This is a genomic window from Leptospira neocaledonica (genome assembly GCF_002812205.1).
GTDB classification, from domain to species: Bacteria; Spirochaetota; Leptospiria; order Leptospirales; family Leptospiraceae; genus Leptospira_B; species Leptospira_B neocaledonica.
The window spans coordinates 112,397-131,600 of record NZ_NPEA01000002.1 but is presented as its reverse complement, the minus strand read 5'-3'; the positions used below and the strand labels follow the sequence as shown (position 1 = coordinate 131,600).

The following is a 19,204-nucleotide window of genomic DNA, read 5'->3' as shown; positions in this document are numbered from 1 at the left end:
CTAGTGTGAATTCTACTATGCAGACCCGTTTTATAGGAATTCCAGCAAAGACCGCTTTCAGAAAAGTTGCTTGTATCTTTTTAATTTTCCTTCTCTCCGGCTCTGAACTTTTTTCAAAAGATAATTCGGTCCAAAAAATTTATATCCATAAACTCAAATTAGAAAATGGAGTCCCGAAATACTTAGAAAGTAGATTTAGGAACGGAATCATTAATTCTATATTAAAAAATTATGAAGGAAAATTTAATATAGCCGATGATGATTCTTTAGCTGCCCTTCTCAAACAAGTCGAACTAAGCCAAAAGTTGAACTGTAGCGACGAGATCTGTATGAAACAAATCGCAGATGCGATCGACGCGGACGAATTGATTTCAGGAACGATCTTTCTTTCTAATAAGGGTTATAAAATCAATTTGAGATCTCAAAAAAGGGATTCGGTCGCGCTCACTTATACGATTAAAACTTCTTTCGATCTGGAATTTCCGGAATACCAAATTGATTATTATTCTTCCGAAGCTGGGCGTAAACTAATCGATCCAAGATACGCGATCAATTTTGCTGCAGCATTTCCGGGAGTAGTAGAGAAGGTAGAATTTCCGAGTTTTAAAGTCCAAGACGATAAAACTGGAGAGATCAATGTTTTAAATTTCAAAATAGAGGATCAGAGTGCTAAAAGTTTTATAGAAACGATCCGGCCTAAACTTTCCAAAGCGGATGATCTGGTAAAAGAAAAACTCTATGAAAAGTCCATTCCGGAATATGTAGAAACCCTAAACGCCCTTGAACAAAGACTTTCGGAAAAATCCAAAACGGAGATGTCGGATTATCTAAAAAATATCAGGGGAAAAATATCGAATTCTTATTTTCTAATATATAAGAATAAGTTTTCCGAAATAGACTTATCCGCTCAGAAAGGAGGAGAGATCTCTTTTTTGACAAGATTAAACGAAGAATATAAAGATCTCAAAAAAGAATACGTAACCAAGACACCTTCTTCATTCCGGTTGTCCGAATTCGAAAAGGCATTAGATGACCGAATAGAAAAATTGAATTTTCTGATCTTCGGTCTCCAAGAAAAGGAAGGAGACAGACTCTATGCCGATTTCGATTTTAGCGGAGCAATCTTAAATTATCGATCTGTTCGAAACGAGCTTATCAAATTAAAGTCAGGACCCGAGTCTTCCGCTTTAAAATCGAGAGTGGAAAGAAAGATCCTGACTTCCGAAACTACAGGAAGATCTTATCTACAAAGCAAACTTTCCGGACTCTATCAAAGTTTAGAAAAATCGTTTTTAGCAGAAGCCTTAGAATCCGACCCGGATCGTAAAAAAAATTATATTGAGAAGATAGGCGAAGGTTTCAAACAAATCCTGGAAATTTTGGCTAGATCCGAATTTGTTTCAGAAGAACAGATCAAGTATTTCAATCATTTTCGGACCAAGGCGGCACCTCAGGTTGGTAAGAACTTATTTGATCAGGAAACAGCAGATATTCTTCTTCATGAAGGAATCGATAAAAAATCCAGAACTCAAGTGGATACTTGCATCAAGTTAGGAGCCAACCCGAATTCTACTCATTCAGGCTCAGGCAAAAACGCTGCTCAAAGATTAGCAGAAAACGATACGATCCTAATCAGCCCAGATTCGTTAAAAATTTTAAGACGTTTCATCAAAACCGATGCAAGTTTGGACTCGGATTTTTTTGAATCCGTTCGCCAAAGAAAGATAGATGATATCAATCGATTTGTATTAAGAGGTTCCGATCCGAATACAAAAGATTATTTGGACAATACCCCCTTACATAAGTCTGCAGGTTTCGGATATTATGAAGTATCTTCATTTCTTTTGCAAATCGGAGCCGCGTTAAATTCCAAAAATGGAGACGGCGAAACACCTTTGCATAGAGCTGTGCTCCATGGTTTCTATGAGTTATGCACCTTGTTTCTAAGATCCGGAGCTGATCCGAATGCGACTCGAAATGATGGAATGACACCATTACATTTAGCTGTTCAGTTTCCTGAGATCACAAGATTACTTTTACAAAGAGGTTCTGACTTAAACCTAAAGAATGATGAGGGCTGGACTCCAGTTCATAAAGCGGCAGAAAGCGGGGATCCGGAATCTTTAAAACTTTTGATCCAAGCTGGTGCAAGAGTAAACGAAAAAGATAATATAGGTTGGACGCCTATGGATTGGGCGGTTCAAAAAAATCGGTATGAAAATCCGAATATAGTAAAGATTCTAAAAAAAGCAGGAGCAGAATGCCAGGTAAATTGCGTTGAGTAGAATCGGTGAAATTATTTTGAGGAGGCAAATCTCCTCAGAAATTCTTCCTGCTCTCTAGATTCAATTGCTCTTTCGGATCTAGCAGATCTAACGGTTCTAATCGCTTGATCTGCAGAATACCCTAATTTTCTAATCAAATATGCGCCGGCAACAGTTCCGGATCTTCCCAAGCCACCTACACAATGTATTAAGACATTTTTCTTTTCTGATAAAACAGAATCCATTCTGTTCAATAAATCTTCCAATGACATTCGATCAGGAATCCTTTGATCTAAAATCGGAAAAAGAATGGGCTCTAATCCATTTTTATAATATTCTGTTTTAAGATCCGGAACTCCATACTCCTGATATTCGTTACCAGTTAATAAAGAGACTACCGTATTCATATTTTCTTCTTTAATAGTCTGAATATCTTCTTCTAAATCGCGATCTCTGTCTCTTCTTCCCGGAAGGATCGTAAGTCCCAATCTTCCTTTGTTTTCGCCCAGATCCAACATATCGATCCTCAATCGTTTAGAGCTTAATATGAATTGTTTTATTTTTTCGGCGCAAATCGAACCGGTATACAAGGCCCAAATCTTTTGTAATCTGGAAGACTCATCAAAAGAAAGGGTGTGCATTGAATATCTTAGGATCGCTACATAAGTTTGATAAGGATCTCTATCGAATCGGATCAGATTCGGATAAAAGGACCGTAATTTACAAATCGTTTTATAGGCTTTGCGAATTTTATTCGAAAGAAAACGGACTTCTTCTTTTGGATCCGGCGGAACTCCTAAGTCTGCTTGAGATAAAATCAAGTCGCTAAGAGAGAAGGCCTCTTCTAATTCATTTTCTTCTATTTTAGTAAATATATATAATACATCATTCTCTAACTTTATAAGATCTCGAAGAACATGACCTCTATGGGTATGAAAAAAATCGATTAGCCATACGTTTTTTTGAGGATCTATTATTATATTTCTGCCATTCAAGTCTCCGTGAACGTATGAAAGATAATGCGGAATTGAACCGTATTCTTTGAGCTTTAGCAGATCTTTTTCATAAAAATTGCATACATTATAAACTTTTCTTCCTAAAGGAAGTTGGACGGTATCGGATCCTAAGGGATCGGATACAAGTTCCTGTACTCTTTTTCTTACACCTGCAGAGTACTTAGATTGAAAATCATAATATTCTAGAAGATTCAATTTTTCAGGTTCGGCAGCATCATATAAACGACCTAATTGTTTTTTGAAAACAGTTTCCAAAATCGGATACAATTCAGAATTTTCTTCCGAAGCCTCATACAATTCCTGAAAAACTTGAGTCTTACCATCTAACATCGCGGCATATCTATATTTGATCCCACCTCGGTCTCCCATCTCCGCAAAATCTACAATCCTAGGCGCGTTATTTCCTAATACCTCCTCGATTCTTTCGAAAGACGTTCTCTCCTTGGCAATCGGATTCCTTTCTCCGATCTTTATAACCGTAGGAACTTGGGAATGGCCTAGTTGGTCTACACTTTTGGCTCTTAGTACTACATTTCCGGAAAAACCTCCGTCCAAACATTCGAAAGTAACGGATCTACAATCTCTAAAAAGATAAAATAAGATTTTACGATCTTCTTCTTTTAAGAAAATTTTATCATCAAATTCGAATTTTACGGATTCTTCGCGTATTGTATTTTTATGTGCGATTAAAGGAACTGTTCCGGTTAAAAATTCAGAGAATGTTCCTAAGGAAGAATAAACCTCTAATCCAAGAAGACTTTTTAATTGATCTAAAGCAACGTAATGCATATGTCTAGAGGAACTTGCAGTCAAAGCGCTACAAATCCCGACCCTAAACTTAGGGTATCTAGTTCTTAATTCATATGCAAGATATGTAATTTTTGCTTCAGTCCAGACCCCAGCGAGTCCCACATTCATTTCTCGATCGGAAAAAGGATTAAGAACCTCTTCCAAATTCGTCTTATAAAAATCGTTTAAACCGGAAGCGTTTATTATTTTTGAAATGCGCGAAGATCTTTGTTCCAAATTTTGAAATACGAACTCAGAACCGTGAGTTCCTTTAATACAGTGAGGACCAAATTGAGAAAGATGATCCTTTTGATTCGGATCATTCTGATCATGCCAATCTCGTATATGTACGATCTCCAACTTCTCTTCCGGTTCCGAGTACGCCCATTCCATAAAAGAAAGGACCGGCCCTTCTTCCGGAATTTCTCCCATCAATCGTAAAGCTTCACCATATCCCACATGAAGCATATTAGGAACCGGATCGTATTTTTGGATCGGTTCCACAAAATCATTCTGAAGGCATTGAGTGATTAAGATTCCCTTTCCCATTTTTTAACCTAATTTAACGATCAATTCGGTGGTTTTTTCAGCCAACTGGATCTGAGCCGTTGCTCCAGAATTAAATTCTAAAAAATCGCTTTCCATACCGTCTGAGAAGATGGTGCCGTTTTCGGGCATATGACTTTCTATTAATATCTTTTCCTTTTCATGAAGAATGCCTGCAATTAAATCAGTGCCACTCCATTTACTTCTAAAAGGTTCTCTGACCGCGAACAATAATTTCTTTTCTTCCCAAGGAATTCTAGAAGGAAGAGGAACCGATTGTTTATTCGAAAATTTGGCCAATCCTGAACTCATATTGAAGAGTGAACTCATCCAGCCGGTACTTCCTGCAGGAGTGGACACTATAATTCCACTGGAAATTTGCCTTTCTTCTTTTCCTTTATACTTGATCGTATAACGTGCAGTGCTCTGGGTTTTTGGGCCGATAAAAAAGTCATTGAACGCAAAAAGTTTTTGTCCGTCGGTTAAGGAAACTTCCGCCATTGAAATTTTTTGAGTTTTTATTTTTTCCGAAAAGACTGACTTCATTATATCGGGAGCTTGGTTGGTCAAAAAAGGAAGTAAGACGCCGTCAAATCGATCCGGATCTGGATTAAAGGCAAGAATCGGCTGCCCATTTAGATACTTCGCAGTGTTTACCACTAATCCATCCTGACCTAGCGTAATCACTAAATCATTTTTACCGAAAAGATAATTCGGTAAAAAAGAACGATCCATTACATGAAACTTAACTCCAGGATCCAAACTACGAATCACTAAATCTCTAGCTTGGTGATAATTATCGTCTTCCAACTCGTAGTCTTGAAACGACTGGCCTCTTTTGGTAACAAAAAAGCTCGCCTGCGCTTTAGTATTAAATCTTTTAATACTTTCTTCTAAACGTGTTTGGCGAGTGACTATTACCACCCGGTCGAATGACAAAATTATTTCCCTTTATCTTTATTGATTAACAAAGTCATCAGCTCTGGTGACAGATTCAGGTTCCCGATCTTGCTAGCATTTTTTGCCAGGTCTCTAATTGCTTTCGAAATTAATTTGGATGAATCCATATTTCCCGTGGCCAGAACTTCCAATATTTCAGGGGATAAGTCTTTAAGTGCTGAAAGCTCTTCCTTACTTGCCTGGCCTCTCGCTTTAGAAAATTCTAATAGGTTTTTAGTTTGGAATTCCACAAGATCCTTTTTCTTCTTCTCTAGATCTATTTGTGAGGATAATTTAAGACTTTCTATCTCCGCTCTTTTCCTTTCTACCGCCTGGACAGAATCCATCTTAGCTTCTTCCACTAATTTTTGTTTTTCTTGGACTGCGATTTCGGCGTTCATCTGAGTTTCCCGAATCGTCCGATTTTTTTCTTCAATAGCAATTTGAGTTTGCAATTCGTTTTCTTTGATCTTTCTTTCCTGCTCTAATGCGAAGTTTCGTCTTTGATAAATAGCATCATCCGCTGTTTTAAACAAATTTTCACGTGCAGCCGCTTCTAGAGCTCTTGCAATTTCTGGAGTAGGGCTAATTCTTAAGATAGAAAAATCTAAAACTTCTATCCCTAATTCCTTTAACGCCGGATTTTGCCTAAGCCGTTCTAATACCGGCTCAGACAATGTACCGGCCGAGGCCAAAGCATCAGTAAGGTTTAAAGATCTGAATTTTTCGCGAACGGCAACTTGAATTAAATTAGTCATTCTTAGATCTAATTTTTCGATGCCGTCTCCGGAATATCTGCCGTAAATATCCACGGTGAAATCCAGAAGAGATGCTAATCTTCCCGGGTCTAATACCCTATACGTTACCTGCCCTTGGATATCCAATTCTTGATAATCTAAAGTATTTTCTTTAAATATAAAAGGTGAATCCCTGGTATCTGCAGGAACAATCACCAAACTAGAAGATGGGGCATAATAGAAAAAACTTAAACCCGCGCCTTGCTTTCTTATCTTGCCAGAACGAAATAACAAAACGTAATCTATAGGACGAGTTTTAATAAAACGAATACCGAACATAGGACCTCTGACTAGAAAGGATTGAAATCCTTTCCTATACCATTAACTTGAAAAGGATTTTTTATTAAATTTTCTAATTTGGAAAATTCTTTCGAACCGCTTCTTTAGAAAGATTTCCTTCCTTATCGGTTCGAATCAAAATTGCATCCGTATAAATCGTAGGCTTTCCTTTAGTATAAGCCACTATGATAAACCCATCCGGAACGTTCAGGATACGATAAGCTAAATATAATCTTTTAGTTTGTTTTTTCTCCCAAAGTTTTTTTCCTTCGACTGAAAATTTTACCAAACGTAAAGGACCTTCTCCATCTGCAGAAAGAGCCATAAAATCTTTGTCTGGAGTTTCAATTATATCCGTTAAGAAACCGAGCCCTTCTATTTTTTGGACCGTTTCCCAGATTACGTCTCCACTTTGACTTAACTTCATAAACCAGGCCTGAGTATTTCTTGGAGATGGAGTTACTGCTCCTGCAAAAAGTAAATTTCCATCGGAAAGTAAAATAATCCTAGATGCCCATTCTTCTATTCCCGGTTTGCCGTATTGTTTTTTCCAAACAGGCTTTCCATCTTCATCTATCTTATGAAGGATCACATCTTTTTGAGATTCTTTTCCGGACTGGATGTTTGTATTCTCAGCCAACAGGACTCCTCCATCAGAAAATCCTAAACTTGTTTCGGGGAAGTTTTTGATATCTTTTAGATGTTTTACAAATTTTAGATCCCCTTCTTTGGAGAATCTGACAAATATATAAGCTGTCTCGATTGTACTTGAAATTGTGGTTTTATTACCTTCTTTCGTTTCTTTTTCTATACGCGATTGAACTGAGACGATGGCTGTCCATTTTCCGTTAGATAATTCATGCAGATGATAGACTCCAACATCCGTTTCTCCGCAGAAAGAATCACAAAAGTCTTTTGGTAAAATATATTTGTCCCAAACCAATTTGCCGTCAGCATCGTATTTCATGAAGACAAGTTGTTTTTTTTCAACGGAGCCCATGGTTCCAATAGTTACGAATCCACCGTCCGAAGTTTCTTTGGAAAGTTTTGAATATACACTTTCATGATTCAAGAGGAATTGAGTGTATCCACCAAGATCAATCGGTTTACTTGTGAACAAGTCTTTCCACCAAACAGGATTTCCGTTCCCATCTATCTTGGTTGCCCAGGCATTAGAATATTTTCTTTTCTCTGCGAGGGAATTTGTATCGATCCTTCCACAATCATTTGCAGATCCGATGATAACCGAACCTCCATCTTTTAACATCACAAAGTTTCCAGGTAAATCCTCAGGACAATCCTTAGCAACCATACCTGTGTATTGCTCTCCTCCGACGATCGTTTGCCAAAGGTTGGTGGTTTGGGACCAGATAGGAAAAGAGAAGATTAAGATTAAGTTCGTAAAGAAGATTCGTTTCATCGGGACTTCCAAAAGGAAGCAAACGATGGGGAATTTTTAGATTTTGTAAAGAATTTATTGCTGCCTTACGAATACCAACTTATCCCCGAAGTTATAGATCTATTTAAGATTCCGGAATACTCTTTGAATATTCTTCCGGGCTTTTACCTATCATTCTTTTGAAATCTTTTATAAAATGGGCCTGGTCAAAGTATCCCAACTCCAATGCTAACTCTACCCAGTCTGTATCTTTAGTAATTCGATCCAAGATTTCGAACATTCTATATCGATTGATCACCCACTTAGGACCTACTCCCACATATTGATTGAAAATTCTTTGTAGAGATCGTTTGTTCATTCCTGAAAGTTTGACCATATCTTCTACTTTCAAGATGGATCTATCGTTCGCAACTTTTTCGGTCAACTCATTGATCCAAGTGATTGTTTCATCTTCCTCAGGAAGTCTTTCGTATAAAAAATTTTCTGCAAATTGTACCAGGTCGGATTCAGAGTCCAATTCGAATACTTCTCTTTCTAAAGGTTCTGTTGGAGTTTCAAAAACTTCTTCCATTCGAATTGTTTTATCAGTGATGCCCGAGACTGATCTTTTATAAAAAGGGTAGAATGCTCCGGGTTTAAATTTGATACCGAATACTCTACCTTCTCCTTCTAACCTTTGTGAAAATCTGCCACTTACCACTCCGAAAATTTTGGTGTTCTCTTTTTCGAAGACCAAATGAACAGAAGGGTGAGGAAGATTTTCTTGGACCATGGGTCCTACTTCTCTCATGTCCCAACGAACAGACCAATAATGTTCCACGAAAAAGCTTAAACCGGAAGAAGGAGCACTTCTGGTTAAACTCCAATTCTCTCCTGTTATGGATTTAATAATTCCTCTAGGTTTGTTTAAGTCTGTTTTCAAGATCGGCCCTGAATTTATTTCTTTCAAATTCTCTACGTTTGTCGCGTTTTTACAATCTTTTTGTTTAGTGTTTTGTTATTCTTATTCATACAAGAACAAGTGCAAGGTCGACGGGATCAAGACCAAGGAGATACTATGGAAATCAAATATGAAATTTATATCGCAGCTAAACCTGAACAGGTTTGGAATATTCTAGTTTCAAAAGAAGAAAGTAGCAAAATTTTTCATGGGTGTGGAATCGAATCCGATTTCAAAGTAGGGAGTAATTACGCTTACATAGGCCCTGGACTTTCAGGAGATAAAACGGTCCATGTAGAAGGAAAAATTCTGGAAATTGTTCCGAATAAAATCCTATCTATGACTCTTTTAGTCGGCTCCGTATACGGAGAACATTACAAAAACTTCGAGTCTAGGACAGTATATACTTTGGAACCTTATGGTAAATTAACCAGGCTCAAGCTAGTGAACGATAAAATGAAAGAAGGGGACCCTTCTTACGAACGATCTGCGGACGGAGGCTGGGCGAGAGTTTTATCTTCTATTAAAAGTTTAGCAGAAACAGGAAAATCTTTAGAACTACCTATGGGAGAAGATTGATAATCTAAGTTTCGAATAAGATTATGATAATGGAGAATTCAATCTGCTTTTTCGAAGGTGGTTTTGAATATCTCCAGATCTTCTTCCAAAATTTTGCGGATCCAATCTGGAATCGGAATCGAAGTTTTGTTCCTATGATCGTAAGATACTTGGACCGTTTTGGCCTTAGTAAAAATTTCTTTGGTCTCACTATGACGGATCAAAGAAGTAAAGTCCCAAGATTTATTTCCAATTTTAGAAACACAGGTCCATACTTCTATCGGATGAAATAGTTCGACTGCTTTCAGCATATCCACTTCCATTCTAGCAAGTAAGAATGGAACATCGAAAATATCTCTTGTATTAAATTTCTTGGAACAATAATCCACTCTTCCTATTTCAAAATAGGACATGTATCTGGCATTGTTCACATGAGCGAACGGATCCAAATCATTCCATCTGGTTTGGATCGGAGTGATAATCATATTAGAATTGTTTTAAGAATCTTAGATTGCCTGAATGTAAATAACGGATATCGTGGATCCCGTATTTCATCATTACTAATCTATCTAGTCCGAGACCGAATGCAAATCCAGTCCATTCTTTAGGATCCAAACCGTTTAGTTTGAAAACGTTCGGATGAACCAAACCACAAGGCATCAGTTCCAACCAGCCGGATTGTTTACATACGGAACAACCGCTTCCTCCACAAACCTGACAGTTGATATCCAACTCGAATGCAGGTTCTACGAAAGGGAAAAATCCAGGTCTTAATCTGGTTTTTACTTCTTTCTCGAATACTCGTGAAAGTAGGACTTCCATCGTATAGAGCATATTACCTGCGGAGATATCTTTCCCTACCACCATACCTTCTATCTGATAGAAGGATGTTTCGTGAGAAGCGTCCACTTCTTCGTAACGGAATACACGGCCAGGTCCAATGATCTTAAAAGGAGGTTTTAATTTTCTTAATGCACGAACTTGGATCGCAGAAGTATGTGTGCGGAGAAGGTTTCCATTTTCCAAATAGAAAGTATCCTGCATGTCTCTAGCAGGGTGATCGTCCGTAAAATTTAAGGCACCGAAATTATTAAAATCCGTTTCTACTTCTGGTCCATCCCAGATCTCAAAACCCATCGAGGTGAATATATCCTCGATCTCATATTGTATTTTTGTAATAGGATGTAAAGTGCCTGGCTCAGTTTCTCCCAAAGCACGAAGAACATCGAACCATTCTTTTTCGGATTGTTCTTTAAAGCCCTTGGTCTTGAGATTTTCCCTTGTTTTAGAAACAATCTCTTCCAAACTTTTAGAAAGATCGTTTGCCTTTTGGCCTACCGTTTTCTTTTCTTCGATAGATAAGGAAGCCAGGTTTTTAAGTACCGAAGTGAGTTTCCCTTTTTTGCCAAGATACTCGTTCTTATTTTTGTCTAGATCCGCTTCGTCCACGGAAGATCCGATCAAACGATTCGCTTCTTCAAAAATTTTGTCTAATTCTTCCGATAGATTCATTTTCTAGATCCGACCAATTCCTTCAAAGAAGGATAAATTCCGCCGAAAGCCCCGTTGGACATCGCTAGGATCAGGATTTTATCCTTCTCGAATTGGGGAAGGATTTTCCGAACTTTCTGGACCAGATCCTTGGGGTCCTTACAGTAAAATGGAAGGGTGCCTGAATGTTTAGGAAGTTTTAGGATCAGCTTTTTCACGTCCAAACGGCTATCCTTAGAGACCTTTTTTAGATTATAAATTTCGGTAATCATGGTTACCGCAGAACCCTTAAACGCAAAAGAGTATTCTTTTTGGAAAACGTTTCGGTGAGAAGTAGCACTTCTGGGTTCGAATAAGCTAATAATTTTAAAACCTGGGAATCTTTGTTTAACGGAACGAATGGTCTCTTCTACAGCCACGGGATGGTGAGCAAAGTCCTCGATCAGGATACTTCTTGCAGAATCGAATAGTATCTCTTGTCTACGTTTTACACCTGGGAAGGATTCCAAAGCATCCAGCAATTTTTCTTTTGCCTTAGGAATATTCTCTTTTTTTAATATTTCTTCGCAAACTCGGAGAGCGACTTCCGCATTTCTGTAATTATGATTCCCGAAAAATCCTGGGCGTAGAAGTCTCTCTCCGCCGTATAATTCTCCCTTTTTCCAAGTAAGAATCGAATCCTTTTTGTTAAATTCGAATGCTTCCGATTTTACGAATTTGGAAGCTTCTCCACAAATCCTTTTTAGATTTGCAGCTCCGGCCCAGTAATATACTTTTCCGTTCCCAGGTACGAGTCTCAATAATCTGGAGAACATTGTTTCGATCTCGCCGATATCCTTAAAAATATCCGCATGATCAAAATCTAATGCATTCAATACTGCATAAGTGGGCCTATAATGTAAAAACTTGGAAGCTTTATCGAAGAACGCAGTATCATACTCATCTCCTTCGATTACGAAATAATTTCCATTTGTAAATTCGAAACCCGGAAATCCATCCTTACGAATCCCGCCCACGAATAATCCTGGATTCAAGCCTGCTTCTTTTAACAAATGATGAATTAAAAATGTAGTAGTCGTTTTGCCGTGAGTTCCCGCGACTACTACTACTTTCTTTCCTGCAAGAATATACTTTTCTAAAGCGGCGGACATAGAAACATATTCCAATCCGGAATTTAGGACTTCTTCGACTTCAGGATTTCCTCTGGAGATTGCATTTCCGACTACGATTAGGTCTTTGCCTTTGACTCTTTGCGCATCAAAACCTTCGGAGTATGGAATTCCCCACTCTTTCAATTTGTCGGACATTGGAGGATATACCCCGGCGTCTGAGCCAGAAACTTCGTGACCTAGGCTTCTCAACATGGAAGCCAGGTTTCCCATTGCGATCCCGCCTATCCCTATCAGATGGATTTTCAATTTAACAAAGTCCTAATAATATTATAAATGAATACGAAAACTAAAGAAATACTTAAAAGATATGCGGTTCCAAAAAGAAAGAATATTAGAATTTCTTTAGATTCTAAACCGCTTACTCTTTTCATTCCGATAAAGGAAAGATAAACCGAATACAAAAAGGAGATCCCTATCAGTCCCAAGTTGATCGGACTCGGAAGGATCCAAAATACCGAAGAAGCGGAGAAGGCCAAAAACGCCAGAGTCAAAACATCTGCAGCAGGATAATTTTCACCTTTTGTGCGATCTACTTTTCTATAAAATACACGGACCACGTCATACTGAGAAACCACTAAAAGTAAAACTGGATATATGATAAGAGAAGTGATCACTCCGGAGAATGGATTAAAATCCACCTCATCTCCAAAGATCAGATCCAGAATAATTTTGATCAGATTTCCTGCGATTTTGGAAATAGGAGCAAGCACCCAAAGTGCATAATGTAATCTTAATAGTTCCTTTCTGCCCAGAGAAACGTTTCTAAGATACAGATCGAAAGCCTCCGTAGGAGCCTTAAAAATTTTCTCTAAGAGAGAAAGTTTGGACTTTTCTACATCCGTGAGTTCTGAATTCGGAGTGATCAAAAACATTATTTTTTCCGAGAAGTATTTCCTGGTTTTGCCTTGGCAGGCTTTACGATTGCATTTGCATTTTTTATCGCATTTGCTGCAGCTTGGATCTGAGTAAACGCATTCGCAATTACATAAACCGGAGGTTCTTTAAAATTAGAATTTATAATTCGAATTATAGGAGTTAGCTTTTTATCCCCTATGCTGGTCTCTTTATGAAAACGATATACGATTTCATTCCCGTCGGAAATCAAAACCTTTACACTTGCTAAAGAAAATTCGGACTTCTCCGCACTCGGAGCCAGAATATTTCCAATGCCAAAGCCGGCACCACTCTCATCATCTGGAAAAGTTTCTATCTTCAAGCCGGTCATGTATCTATAAAGATCCTCTCCCAGTTTAGGTTCCAGTAAGATAATCTCTCCGGAAAGCCTGCGCCATAGATTCTTTTTAATACTATTGGATTCGAAGGGAGTATTATCGATACGGATAGAAGTACCATTCTCATCTATATAAGAAATTTCTTTTACATATTCCTTATTCAAGGTCAGAATACTTTTTTGACGGAAGTCCTGAGGGCCTTTTTGGAATCTATCGAATAGATAAGAAGAAGAAGTTAGAATATTACGGATCGGCCCTTCATGCAAGATCACTCTGGTAGAACCTAAAGAATGTTTTTTTCCGATCCTTAAGGTTTTGGAGGTATTTCCGGAATAAAAAACTAATTTAGGAGAATCCTCTCCTAATTGTAAGGATTCCTTGATCTGTATTCCTTCTAAAATCTCTTCCGTTCCTTTAACTCTATAGGTTCCGAAATCTCGGACGGTATTTTCAGAATTATAACCGCCCTCGTATTCTATATCTTTTCCGGTTTCAGCGTCTTTGTTTGAGACCGTAAAAAATTTTTCTCCCTTCTTGATCCCTTCTTTCACCGAGATCGTAAAAGGTTTTGGATAAAATTTTTCTCCGGTTCTTTCTGCCCATTGTTCGCTGGGAGGATAATATTCGATCCTATCTAAAGAAAGTTTCCAGTATTCTATCTCAGTTGTATCTTCCTTTGTTTTTTCCAAAAGGAAGAAGGCTAAAAAAAGTAAAACGACAACTAAGCCGAGTAGATAGAGTTTATTTCGCATCTTTCTGTCCGGCCTTTCTTCTTTTGATCACATAGATGGAACCAAGACCAGCAATGAGTCCTGGGAATAAGAACATTCCCAAGATCCAAACCGCTCTCTTCTGTCCGTCCGTTAGTGAAACAGTTTCAATTTCTTCTTTTTTAGGAGCGATCGCAGGAAGACTAACGTCTTGGTACATCCAAGTCACCGAAGCACCGGCAAGTTCGTAATTCGCTTCGTAAGGAAGATATTGGTTTGTGATCCAAGAAGTTCCAGAATAGATTACGATTCTTCCTTCGTCCTCAGATTTTGTTTCAGGTAAAGTTGTTGGAGGTATATTGGGATCCGCGGGAGGAACTACAGGCGAAGCCGACTTGGTTCTTAATACTAAAGCGATCGGAACATTTTTTTTCTCTTCTTCCTTCTCTTGTTTTCCGTTCCCGTTCTTATCCAAGTAAACATCAACGCCAGTTTCCAAAAGGATAGAAGCGTCTAACTTTATATCGGAAGGATTTGCAGTAGGTTTCTGTTCGAAATATCCTCCGTAAGGAAATACGATCCCTGTATCCTTTTTAGAAAGAGATTCTTCGATTGCATGATCTCTAAAAGCTTTGGTCAGGATCAAACCTGGAGCCCTACTTGGACTTTGTGAAAGATTTCCTTTTGCAAAAGAATAACCCGCCGCTTCTAAGAGCCAATCAAAACTTTCTCCGCCTCTTTGTTCAATCGTAACGAAAAGTTTTCCCTTCTTCTTAAAAACAAAATCCAAAATAGAAGCTCTTGCTTCAGCGGAGAATGGAACGGTAGGACCTGCAATGACCAGAAACTCCGCATCATCCGGGATCTTAGGAGGCCAATTGTTTTGAAAACCGATCCCTGTGGATTTAAAATTCAAAAAAGATAATGAATCCGCAAAACGGATCAATTTTTCGTTGGGAAGATTTTGGAAAGTCTGGGAATATCTTTCTCCATTTGCTTCCGTGAAGTACACCTTTCTTTCTTTCGTAGTGACGTTCATAAAAGCCTGGACTAGTCTTCTTTCCAGATCTTCTAATTCGGATTTATCTTTTACTCCGACCTTTTGTTCAGGATAAGGCCCTGCTGTTGCACCCGCTTTACGAAAACGTATCAAAACATTCCCGTTGGAAACCTGCCCGAATTCTGCGATCTCGTCCAATTCCACATCCGCGTTAATGAACTTTACTTTAAATCCTGGATGAATGGACACCAACTGGCTGAGTAAAATTTCCAGGTCGGGACGAATTCTTTTTAGAGCGAGAGAAGAACTTCCGTCCGCATTTCTAGCGGTACTGTCCAGAGGGCGAGGATAGAACCCAATTACGTCTACCTCTGCACCTTCAGGAATTTCTTTCAGGATCTTTTTGGCCTCAATGGAGAAAGAATGAACTCCCTTGGAGCTTAGATCAAAATTATGATTTCTCATTACGGAAATATAATTTGCTAATATTAATATAAGGAGAAGTATCCCTGTTCCAAGGAAAAAGTCCCTAACGAGACTTTGTTTTCTCCCCTTAAGGCTGGATTGGCTTTCAAAAGAACTTCTTTCCCATTCTCTCAATAATCCTAAGAATACACTTCCTAATACAAACAATACCAAGAAGACCAGTAGGAATTCTCTCAAGTTTGTGATCCAAATCGGAGCGGTTCCTCCTTTTTGAAGAGAAAGATCTTCCAGATACACTCTAAGAAAATAAGTTCCTAAAGAGACAATACCTAATCCGGAAGAGATGAGTAAGTTGATTTCCTTATCTTCTTTTTTGGAACCTATATAAGATAGAATTCCCGATCCAGCAATTACCGAAATTACAAGAATGGAGATCGCCCATCTGAGTCCCGTGCTTGAAAATGACTCATAAACCGGGAAGAAGAGTAATAAAGATACGATGGATGCCCAGGAAAGAATTCTGGAAATTAGATTTGATTTCATCCTCTCCATCTCCTAGACTCCAAAACTTTTACGGTCAGATACAAAAAGAAAATCGTTCCGCTAATAAAGAAAACAGTACTGCTCAAAGGGAGCACTCCTTTCGAAAAACTGATAAAGTGAGTAAATATATGCAAGTGAAACAAAACACTTCTTGTAGCAGCATCGAATAAATGGGAGAAGTATCCGATTACCCAAAGTGTTAATAAGATCGCAATCGAGATCAAAAGGGAGATCATTTGATTTTTTCCCAAACTGGATCCGAACAATCCTACTGCAAAAGTAAATACCCCGAGTAAGAACACTCCGATCGTTCCGGAAGCAACTATGTATAAAGGAGCTTTCCAAAAGAAATATAAGAAGAGTGGAAAGAGTCCGTCAACCGCGACCGAGATGATCGCACAGACAAATGTTCCGAATAAAAATTTACCTACTACGATCTCTAAATCGGAAATAGGAGCAGTAAATAGGAACTCCAACGTTCCTCTGTTTTTTTCTTCCGTGATAGAGCCCATAGCAACGATCAACATCGCGATTAACATCGTGCTCATGAAGGAGATAAAAGTGATGATAGTTGTTTCGGTATAATTTGTTCCTGAGTTAAAATTCAAGATCAATACGAATAATGAATTTAAGAACGCAGTGCCGCCTAAAACCAGGGGAGCTAAATAGGTACCGAAAAATACCCTGACTTCTTTTAAGAAGATCCATTTAATATTTCGAAACATGAATTAAACCTTGTTCATAAAGATTTGTTCTAAGGTCACATCCTGCTTTCGAATAAATTCAGGCAGGATACCGGAAGAAGAAATTCCGGAATATAATTCTTCTTTAAATTTCCTTTCGGAGGAAGTGTTGACCAGAAAAGTAGAACCTACGGAATCTTCTCCTACAAATTTCAAGGTAGCACCTGACTTGCTTGCGATCCCGTTCAAATAGATTTCAGTTTCCGATCTGGATTTTCCGGACAAAGTCACTTCGAGACCGGAAAGATTTTCCATCTCTCTTTCCAATTCCTGACGGTCGCATTGATATACCAATCTTCCTTTATGCAAGAACAGGAATCGATTACAGGTTTTGTAAACTTCCGGAAGTATGTGGCTAGAAAGAAGAATAGTATGCTTTTCCTTTAAGCCGTGAATTAAATTACGAATTTCTACTATTTGTTTTGGATCCAGACCCGAGATAGGTTCATCCATAATAATAATTTCAGGATTTCCTAGAATAGCCTGAGCGATCCCGACTCTCTTTCTGAATCCCAGGGAAAGAGTTTCGATCACCTTTTCTTTTACTTGGTTTAGATCCGTAAGACCTAAAACTCTATTTAGTTCGGAAGAAAGATCTTCTTCGGAGATCTGTTTTATCCGAGCTGCAAATGTGAGATATTCTATCACAGTCAATTCCGGATAAAGAGGAGGTGTTTCCGGAAGATAGCCTATCTTCTTCTTTACGTCCAAAGGATGTTCAAACGTGTTAAGTCCGTTCAACTCGCATAACCCATCGGTTGCCATCAGGTAACCGGTGAGTATTCGGATCGTGGTTGTTTTTCCAGCACCGTTAAGGCCAAGTAAGCCTACAATTTCTCCCTCTTTGAGTTCGAAATTCAGACGATCAATGGCTAATTTCTCTCCGTAAAATTTGGAAAGGTTCCTTACTTTTATCATATTGTTTTCTGTCCGGTCCCACCGGAGATTGGAAGATATTTCTAATTAGAAGGGTTTTGGAAAGAATAACCTCATGCGGACCCGGCTAGGTCAATCATTTTCCCGGAGAAAGACGAACCCCAAGGTTTAGAGAGACTTCAAGGGAATAATCAGATGTTTAATGGAACGGTCGTTCTTCACGAACGCTAACGGACGGAAAAAAGCTCGTTAAAAAAGAATTGCGAACCCAAGGCTGAAAAGAAAAGCATCTTCTAACGACTTATAACAAGGCATTGTATGGCAGTAGCAAACTTTTTGAACGAAGCAAAGGCTCAAGGCAATAAACTATTTTTGCAATTCGGAGGCCAGGGTTCTCCTTGGTTGAAGGAACTTTCTAAACTTTACGAAACAGATCCTTCTCTAAAAGAATTGTTTGATACTGCTTTCAAAGCTCTGGCGGAAGAAGTCCCTAGCTTAAACAAAGATATCATCTCTCAAGGATATGATTTCGAGTCCTGGATCAAAAACCCAGACTCAGCTCCTGATGAAAACTATCTTTGCAGTGCTACCGTCTCCATCGTCGGAATTTTCCTCACTCAAACTGCAAATTACGTCTCTTTAGTTAATAAAGGTTTCACCACTTCCGAATTAATCGCGAATGCAAGCGGAGCAACCGGGCATAGCCAAGGGATCATTCCTGCAGTTTTAATTTCTTTAGGAAAAGAAGGTGCCGACTTCTACAAAGAATACTCCAAATTTTTAAAATTCGTTTTATATCTTGGTTACCGTGCACAAGAACTTTTCGGGATCTATAATCCTTCTGCGGAAGTTCTGAAAGGAAACGAAGAGATCGGAGACAAACAACCTGCTCCAATGGTTGCAGTCATCGGTTACAGCGCTTCCGAACTTTCCGAAAGAGTTCAAAGCACCAATACGGAACTTGGACTCAGCGGAACTAAAGCAATTTATGTTTCTCTATTCAACACTCCTGATTCCAATATCGTTTCCGGAACTCCAGAAGCTCTTCTTGCTTTCCGCAAAAAGTTCAAAGCGGAGATGGATGAGAAAAAAGTAAAATTCGTCTACTTGAGAACTACTGCACCTTTCCATTGCCCTATCATGGACGAGACCGAAAAGACTGTACCAAAAGATATGGAGAGAATCGGATTCAGCTACAAAGGTTCCGAGTTAAAGATCCCTGTTTATTCCATTTTTGACGGAAGAAATTACCAAAATGAAGCTGATATCAGCTTACCTCTTTTCAGAGAAGTATTGATCAAAGCTCTTCATTGGGACAAAGCGACTTCTACATTTGTCAAAACTCCTAAGTTAGTCGGTATCGATTTTGGACCAAGTGTCGTTTCTCAAAAACTTACCCAAGCAAACCTGGGAACTTCTGAGAACAAAATTTATAGCGCATCAAGCCCGAAAGACATAAAGGTACTTTTGGCTTAAACTTTCCG

The 19,204-nt window shown here is 38.6% G+C and carries 16 protein-coding genes; 3 read left to right on the top strand and 13 right to left on the bottom strand.

The features are described 5' to 3' along the window. Window positions 1-17: 17 nt before the first annotated feature. Entirely contained in the window at window positions 18-2,285 is a 2,268-nt protein-coding gene (locus tag CH365_RS02985; protein WP_100767459.1) for an ankyrin repeat domain-containing protein, read from the top strand. An 11-nt stretch (window positions 2,286-2,296) separates the two neighbouring features. Here CH365_RS02985 and CH365_RS02980 read toward each other — a convergent pair whose 3' ends face one another. The 5 genes from CH365_RS02980 to CH365_RS02960 all read right to left on the bottom strand — a co-directional run bounded on the left by CH365_RS02980 (window position 2,297) and on the right by CH365_RS02960 (window position 8,978). Continuing rightward, the gene (locus CH365_RS02980) at window positions 2,297-4,618 is read right to left on the bottom strand and encodes a phosphatase domain-containing putative toxin (protein WP_100767127.1); all 2,322 of its coding nucleotides are present in this window, start codon (window positions 4,616-4,618) and stop codon (window positions 2,297-2,299) included. A gap of 3 nt (window positions 4,619-4,621) precedes the next feature. Next, entirely contained in the window at window positions 4,622-5,554 is a 933-nt protein-coding gene (locus tag CH365_RS02975) for an NAD(+)/NADH kinase (RefSeq protein ID WP_100767126.1), read from the bottom strand. A 2-nt stretch (window positions 5,555-5,556) separates the two neighbouring features. Then, entirely contained in the window at window positions 5,557-6,630 is a 1,074-nt protein-coding gene (locus tag CH365_RS02970; RefSeq protein WP_100767125.1) for an SPFH domain-containing protein, read from the bottom strand. A gap of 73 nt (window positions 6,631-6,703) precedes the next feature. Further along, complete coding sequence (locus CH365_RS02965; protein WP_100767124.1) at window positions 6,704-8,050, bottom strand: hypothetical protein; 1,347 nt, start codon at window positions 8,048-8,050, stop codon at window positions 6,704-6,706. Between the two features lie 103 nt (window positions 8,051-8,153). After that, window positions 8,154-8,978 (bottom strand): helix-turn-helix domain-containing protein, encoded by an 825-nt coding sequence (locus CH365_RS02960; protein WP_244282974.1) that lies wholly within the window; start codon window positions 8,976-8,978, stop codon window positions 8,154-8,156. A gap of 108 nt (window positions 8,979-9,086) precedes the next feature. Here CH365_RS02960 and CH365_RS02955 point away from each other — a divergent pair, with 108 nt between their 5' ends. Continuing rightward, entirely contained in the window at window positions 9,087-9,548 is a 462-nt protein-coding gene (locus CH365_RS02955; RefSeq protein WP_244282973.1) for an SRPBCC domain-containing protein, read from the top strand. Window positions 9,549-9,586: 38 nt separating this feature from the next. On the opposite strand, the gene CH365_RS02950 is transcribed toward CH365_RS02955, so the two are convergent. From CH365_RS02950 to CH365_RS02915, 8 genes are read right to left on the bottom strand one after another with little or no spacing between them, the layout of a single operon-like run. Then, complete coding sequence (locus tag CH365_RS02950; RefSeq protein WP_100767122.1) at window positions 9,587-10,012, bottom strand: acyl-CoA thioesterase; 426 nt, start codon at window positions 10,010-10,012, stop codon at window positions 9,587-9,589. A gap of 1 nt (window position 10,013) precedes the next feature. Then, the gene (pheS, locus tag CH365_RS02945; protein ID WP_100767121.1) at window positions 10,014-11,039 is read right to left on the bottom strand and encodes a phenylalanine--tRNA ligase subunit alpha; all 1,026 of its coding nucleotides are present in this window, start codon (window positions 11,037-11,039) and stop codon (window positions 10,014-10,016) included. Next, window positions 11,036-12,436, bottom strand: coding sequence for a UDP-N-acetylmuramate--L-alanine ligase (locus CH365_RS02940; RefSeq protein WP_100767120.1), 1,401 nt, complete (start codon window positions 12,434-12,436; stop codon window positions 11,036-11,038). The genes pheS and CH365_RS02940 overlap by 4 nt, the downstream gene beginning before the upstream one ends. After that, entirely contained in the window at window positions 12,433-13,062 is a 630-nt protein-coding gene (locus CH365_RS02935) for a hypothetical protein (RefSeq protein WP_100767119.1), read from the bottom strand. Before CH365_RS02935 ends, CH365_RS02940 begins: the two co-directional genes overlap by 4 nt. Then, on the bottom strand, window positions 13,062-14,174 hold the full coding sequence (locus CH365_RS02930; RefSeq protein ID WP_100767118.1) for a DUF4340 domain-containing protein: 1,113 nt from the start codon (window positions 14,172-14,174) through the stop codon (window positions 13,062-13,064). Before CH365_RS02930 ends, CH365_RS02935 begins: the two co-directional genes overlap by 1 nt. Beyond that, window positions 14,164-16,101, bottom strand: a complete 1,938-nt coding sequence (locus tag CH365_RS02925) for a motility-associated ABC transporter substrate-binding family protein (protein ID WP_100767117.1) — start codon at window positions 16,099-16,101, stop codon at window positions 14,164-14,166. The genes CH365_RS02930 and CH365_RS02925 overlap by 11 nt, the downstream gene beginning before the upstream one ends. Continuing rightward, on the bottom strand, window positions 16,098-16,826 hold the full coding sequence (locus CH365_RS02920; RefSeq protein WP_100767116.1) for an ABC transporter permease: 729 nt from the start codon (window positions 16,824-16,826) through the stop codon (window positions 16,098-16,100). The genes CH365_RS02925 and CH365_RS02920 overlap by 4 nt, the downstream gene beginning before the upstream one ends. Window positions 16,827-16,829: 3 nt before the next feature. Further along, window positions 16,830-17,762 (bottom strand): ABC transporter ATP-binding protein, encoded by a 933-nt coding sequence (locus CH365_RS02915; protein WP_100767115.1) that lies wholly within the window; start codon window positions 17,760-17,762, stop codon window positions 16,830-16,832. A 276-nt stretch (window positions 17,763-18,038) separates the two neighbouring features. Here CH365_RS02915 and CH365_RS02910 point away from each other — a divergent pair, with 276 nt between their 5' ends. Further along, window positions 18,039-19,196, top strand: a complete 1,158-nt coding sequence (locus tag CH365_RS02910) for an ACP S-malonyltransferase (protein ID WP_100767114.1) — start codon at window positions 18,039-18,041, stop codon at window positions 19,194-19,196. Window positions 19,197-19,204 lie beyond the last annotated feature (8 nt).

What these genes read in the sequence shown, in the direction of transcription:
- CH365_RS02985 (WP_100767459.1), top strand. Translation starts at nt 18, where the DNA reads ATGCAGACCCGTTTTATAGGAATTCCAGCAAAGACCGCTTTCAGAAAA.
- CH365_RS02980 (WP_100767127.1), bottom strand. Translation starts at nt 4,618, where the DNA reads ATGGGAAAGGGAATCTTAATCACTCAATGCCTTCAGAATGATTTTGTG.
- CH365_RS02970 (WP_100767125.1), bottom strand. Translation starts at nt 6,630, where the DNA reads ATGTTCGGTATTCGTTTTATTAAAACTCGTCCTATAGATTACGTTTTG.
- CH365_RS02965 (WP_100767124.1), bottom strand. Translation starts at nt 8,050, where the DNA reads ATGAAACGAATCTTCTTTACGAACTTAATCTTAATCTTCTCTTTTCCT.
- CH365_RS02955 (WP_244282973.1), top strand. Translation starts at nt 9,087, where the DNA reads ATGGAAATCAAATATGAAATTTATATCGCAGCTAAACCTGAACAGGTT.
- CH365_RS02950 (WP_100767122.1), bottom strand. Translation starts at nt 10,012, where the DNA reads ATGATTATCACTCCGATCCAAACCAGATGGAATGATTTGGATCCGTTC.
- pheS (WP_100767121.1), bottom strand. Translation starts at nt 11,039, where the DNA reads ATGAATCTATCGGAAGAATTAGACAAAATTTTTGAAGAAGCGAATCGT.
- CH365_RS02935 (WP_100767119.1), bottom strand. Translation starts at nt 13,062, where the DNA reads ATGTTTTTGATCACTCCGAATTCAGAACTCACGGATGTAGAAAAGTCC.
- CH365_RS02930 (WP_100767118.1), bottom strand. Translation starts at nt 14,174, where the DNA reads ATGCGAAATAAACTCTATCTACTCGGCTTAGTTGTCGTTTTACTTTTT.
- CH365_RS02925 (WP_100767117.1), bottom strand. Translation starts at nt 16,101, where the DNA reads ATGAAATCAAATCTAATTTCCAGAATTCTTTCCTGGGCATCCATCGTA.
- CH365_RS02920 (WP_100767116.1), bottom strand. Translation starts at nt 16,826, where the DNA reads ATGTTTCGAAATATTAAATGGATCTTCTTAAAAGAAGTCAGGGTATTT.
- CH365_RS02915 (WP_100767115.1), bottom strand. Translation starts at nt 17,762, where the DNA reads ATGATAAAAGTAAGGAACCTTTCCAAATTTTACGGAGAGAAATTAGCC.
- CH365_RS02910 (WP_100767114.1), top strand. Translation starts at nt 18,039, where the DNA reads ATGGCAGTAGCAAACTTTTTGAACGAAGCAAAGGCTCAAGGCAATAAA.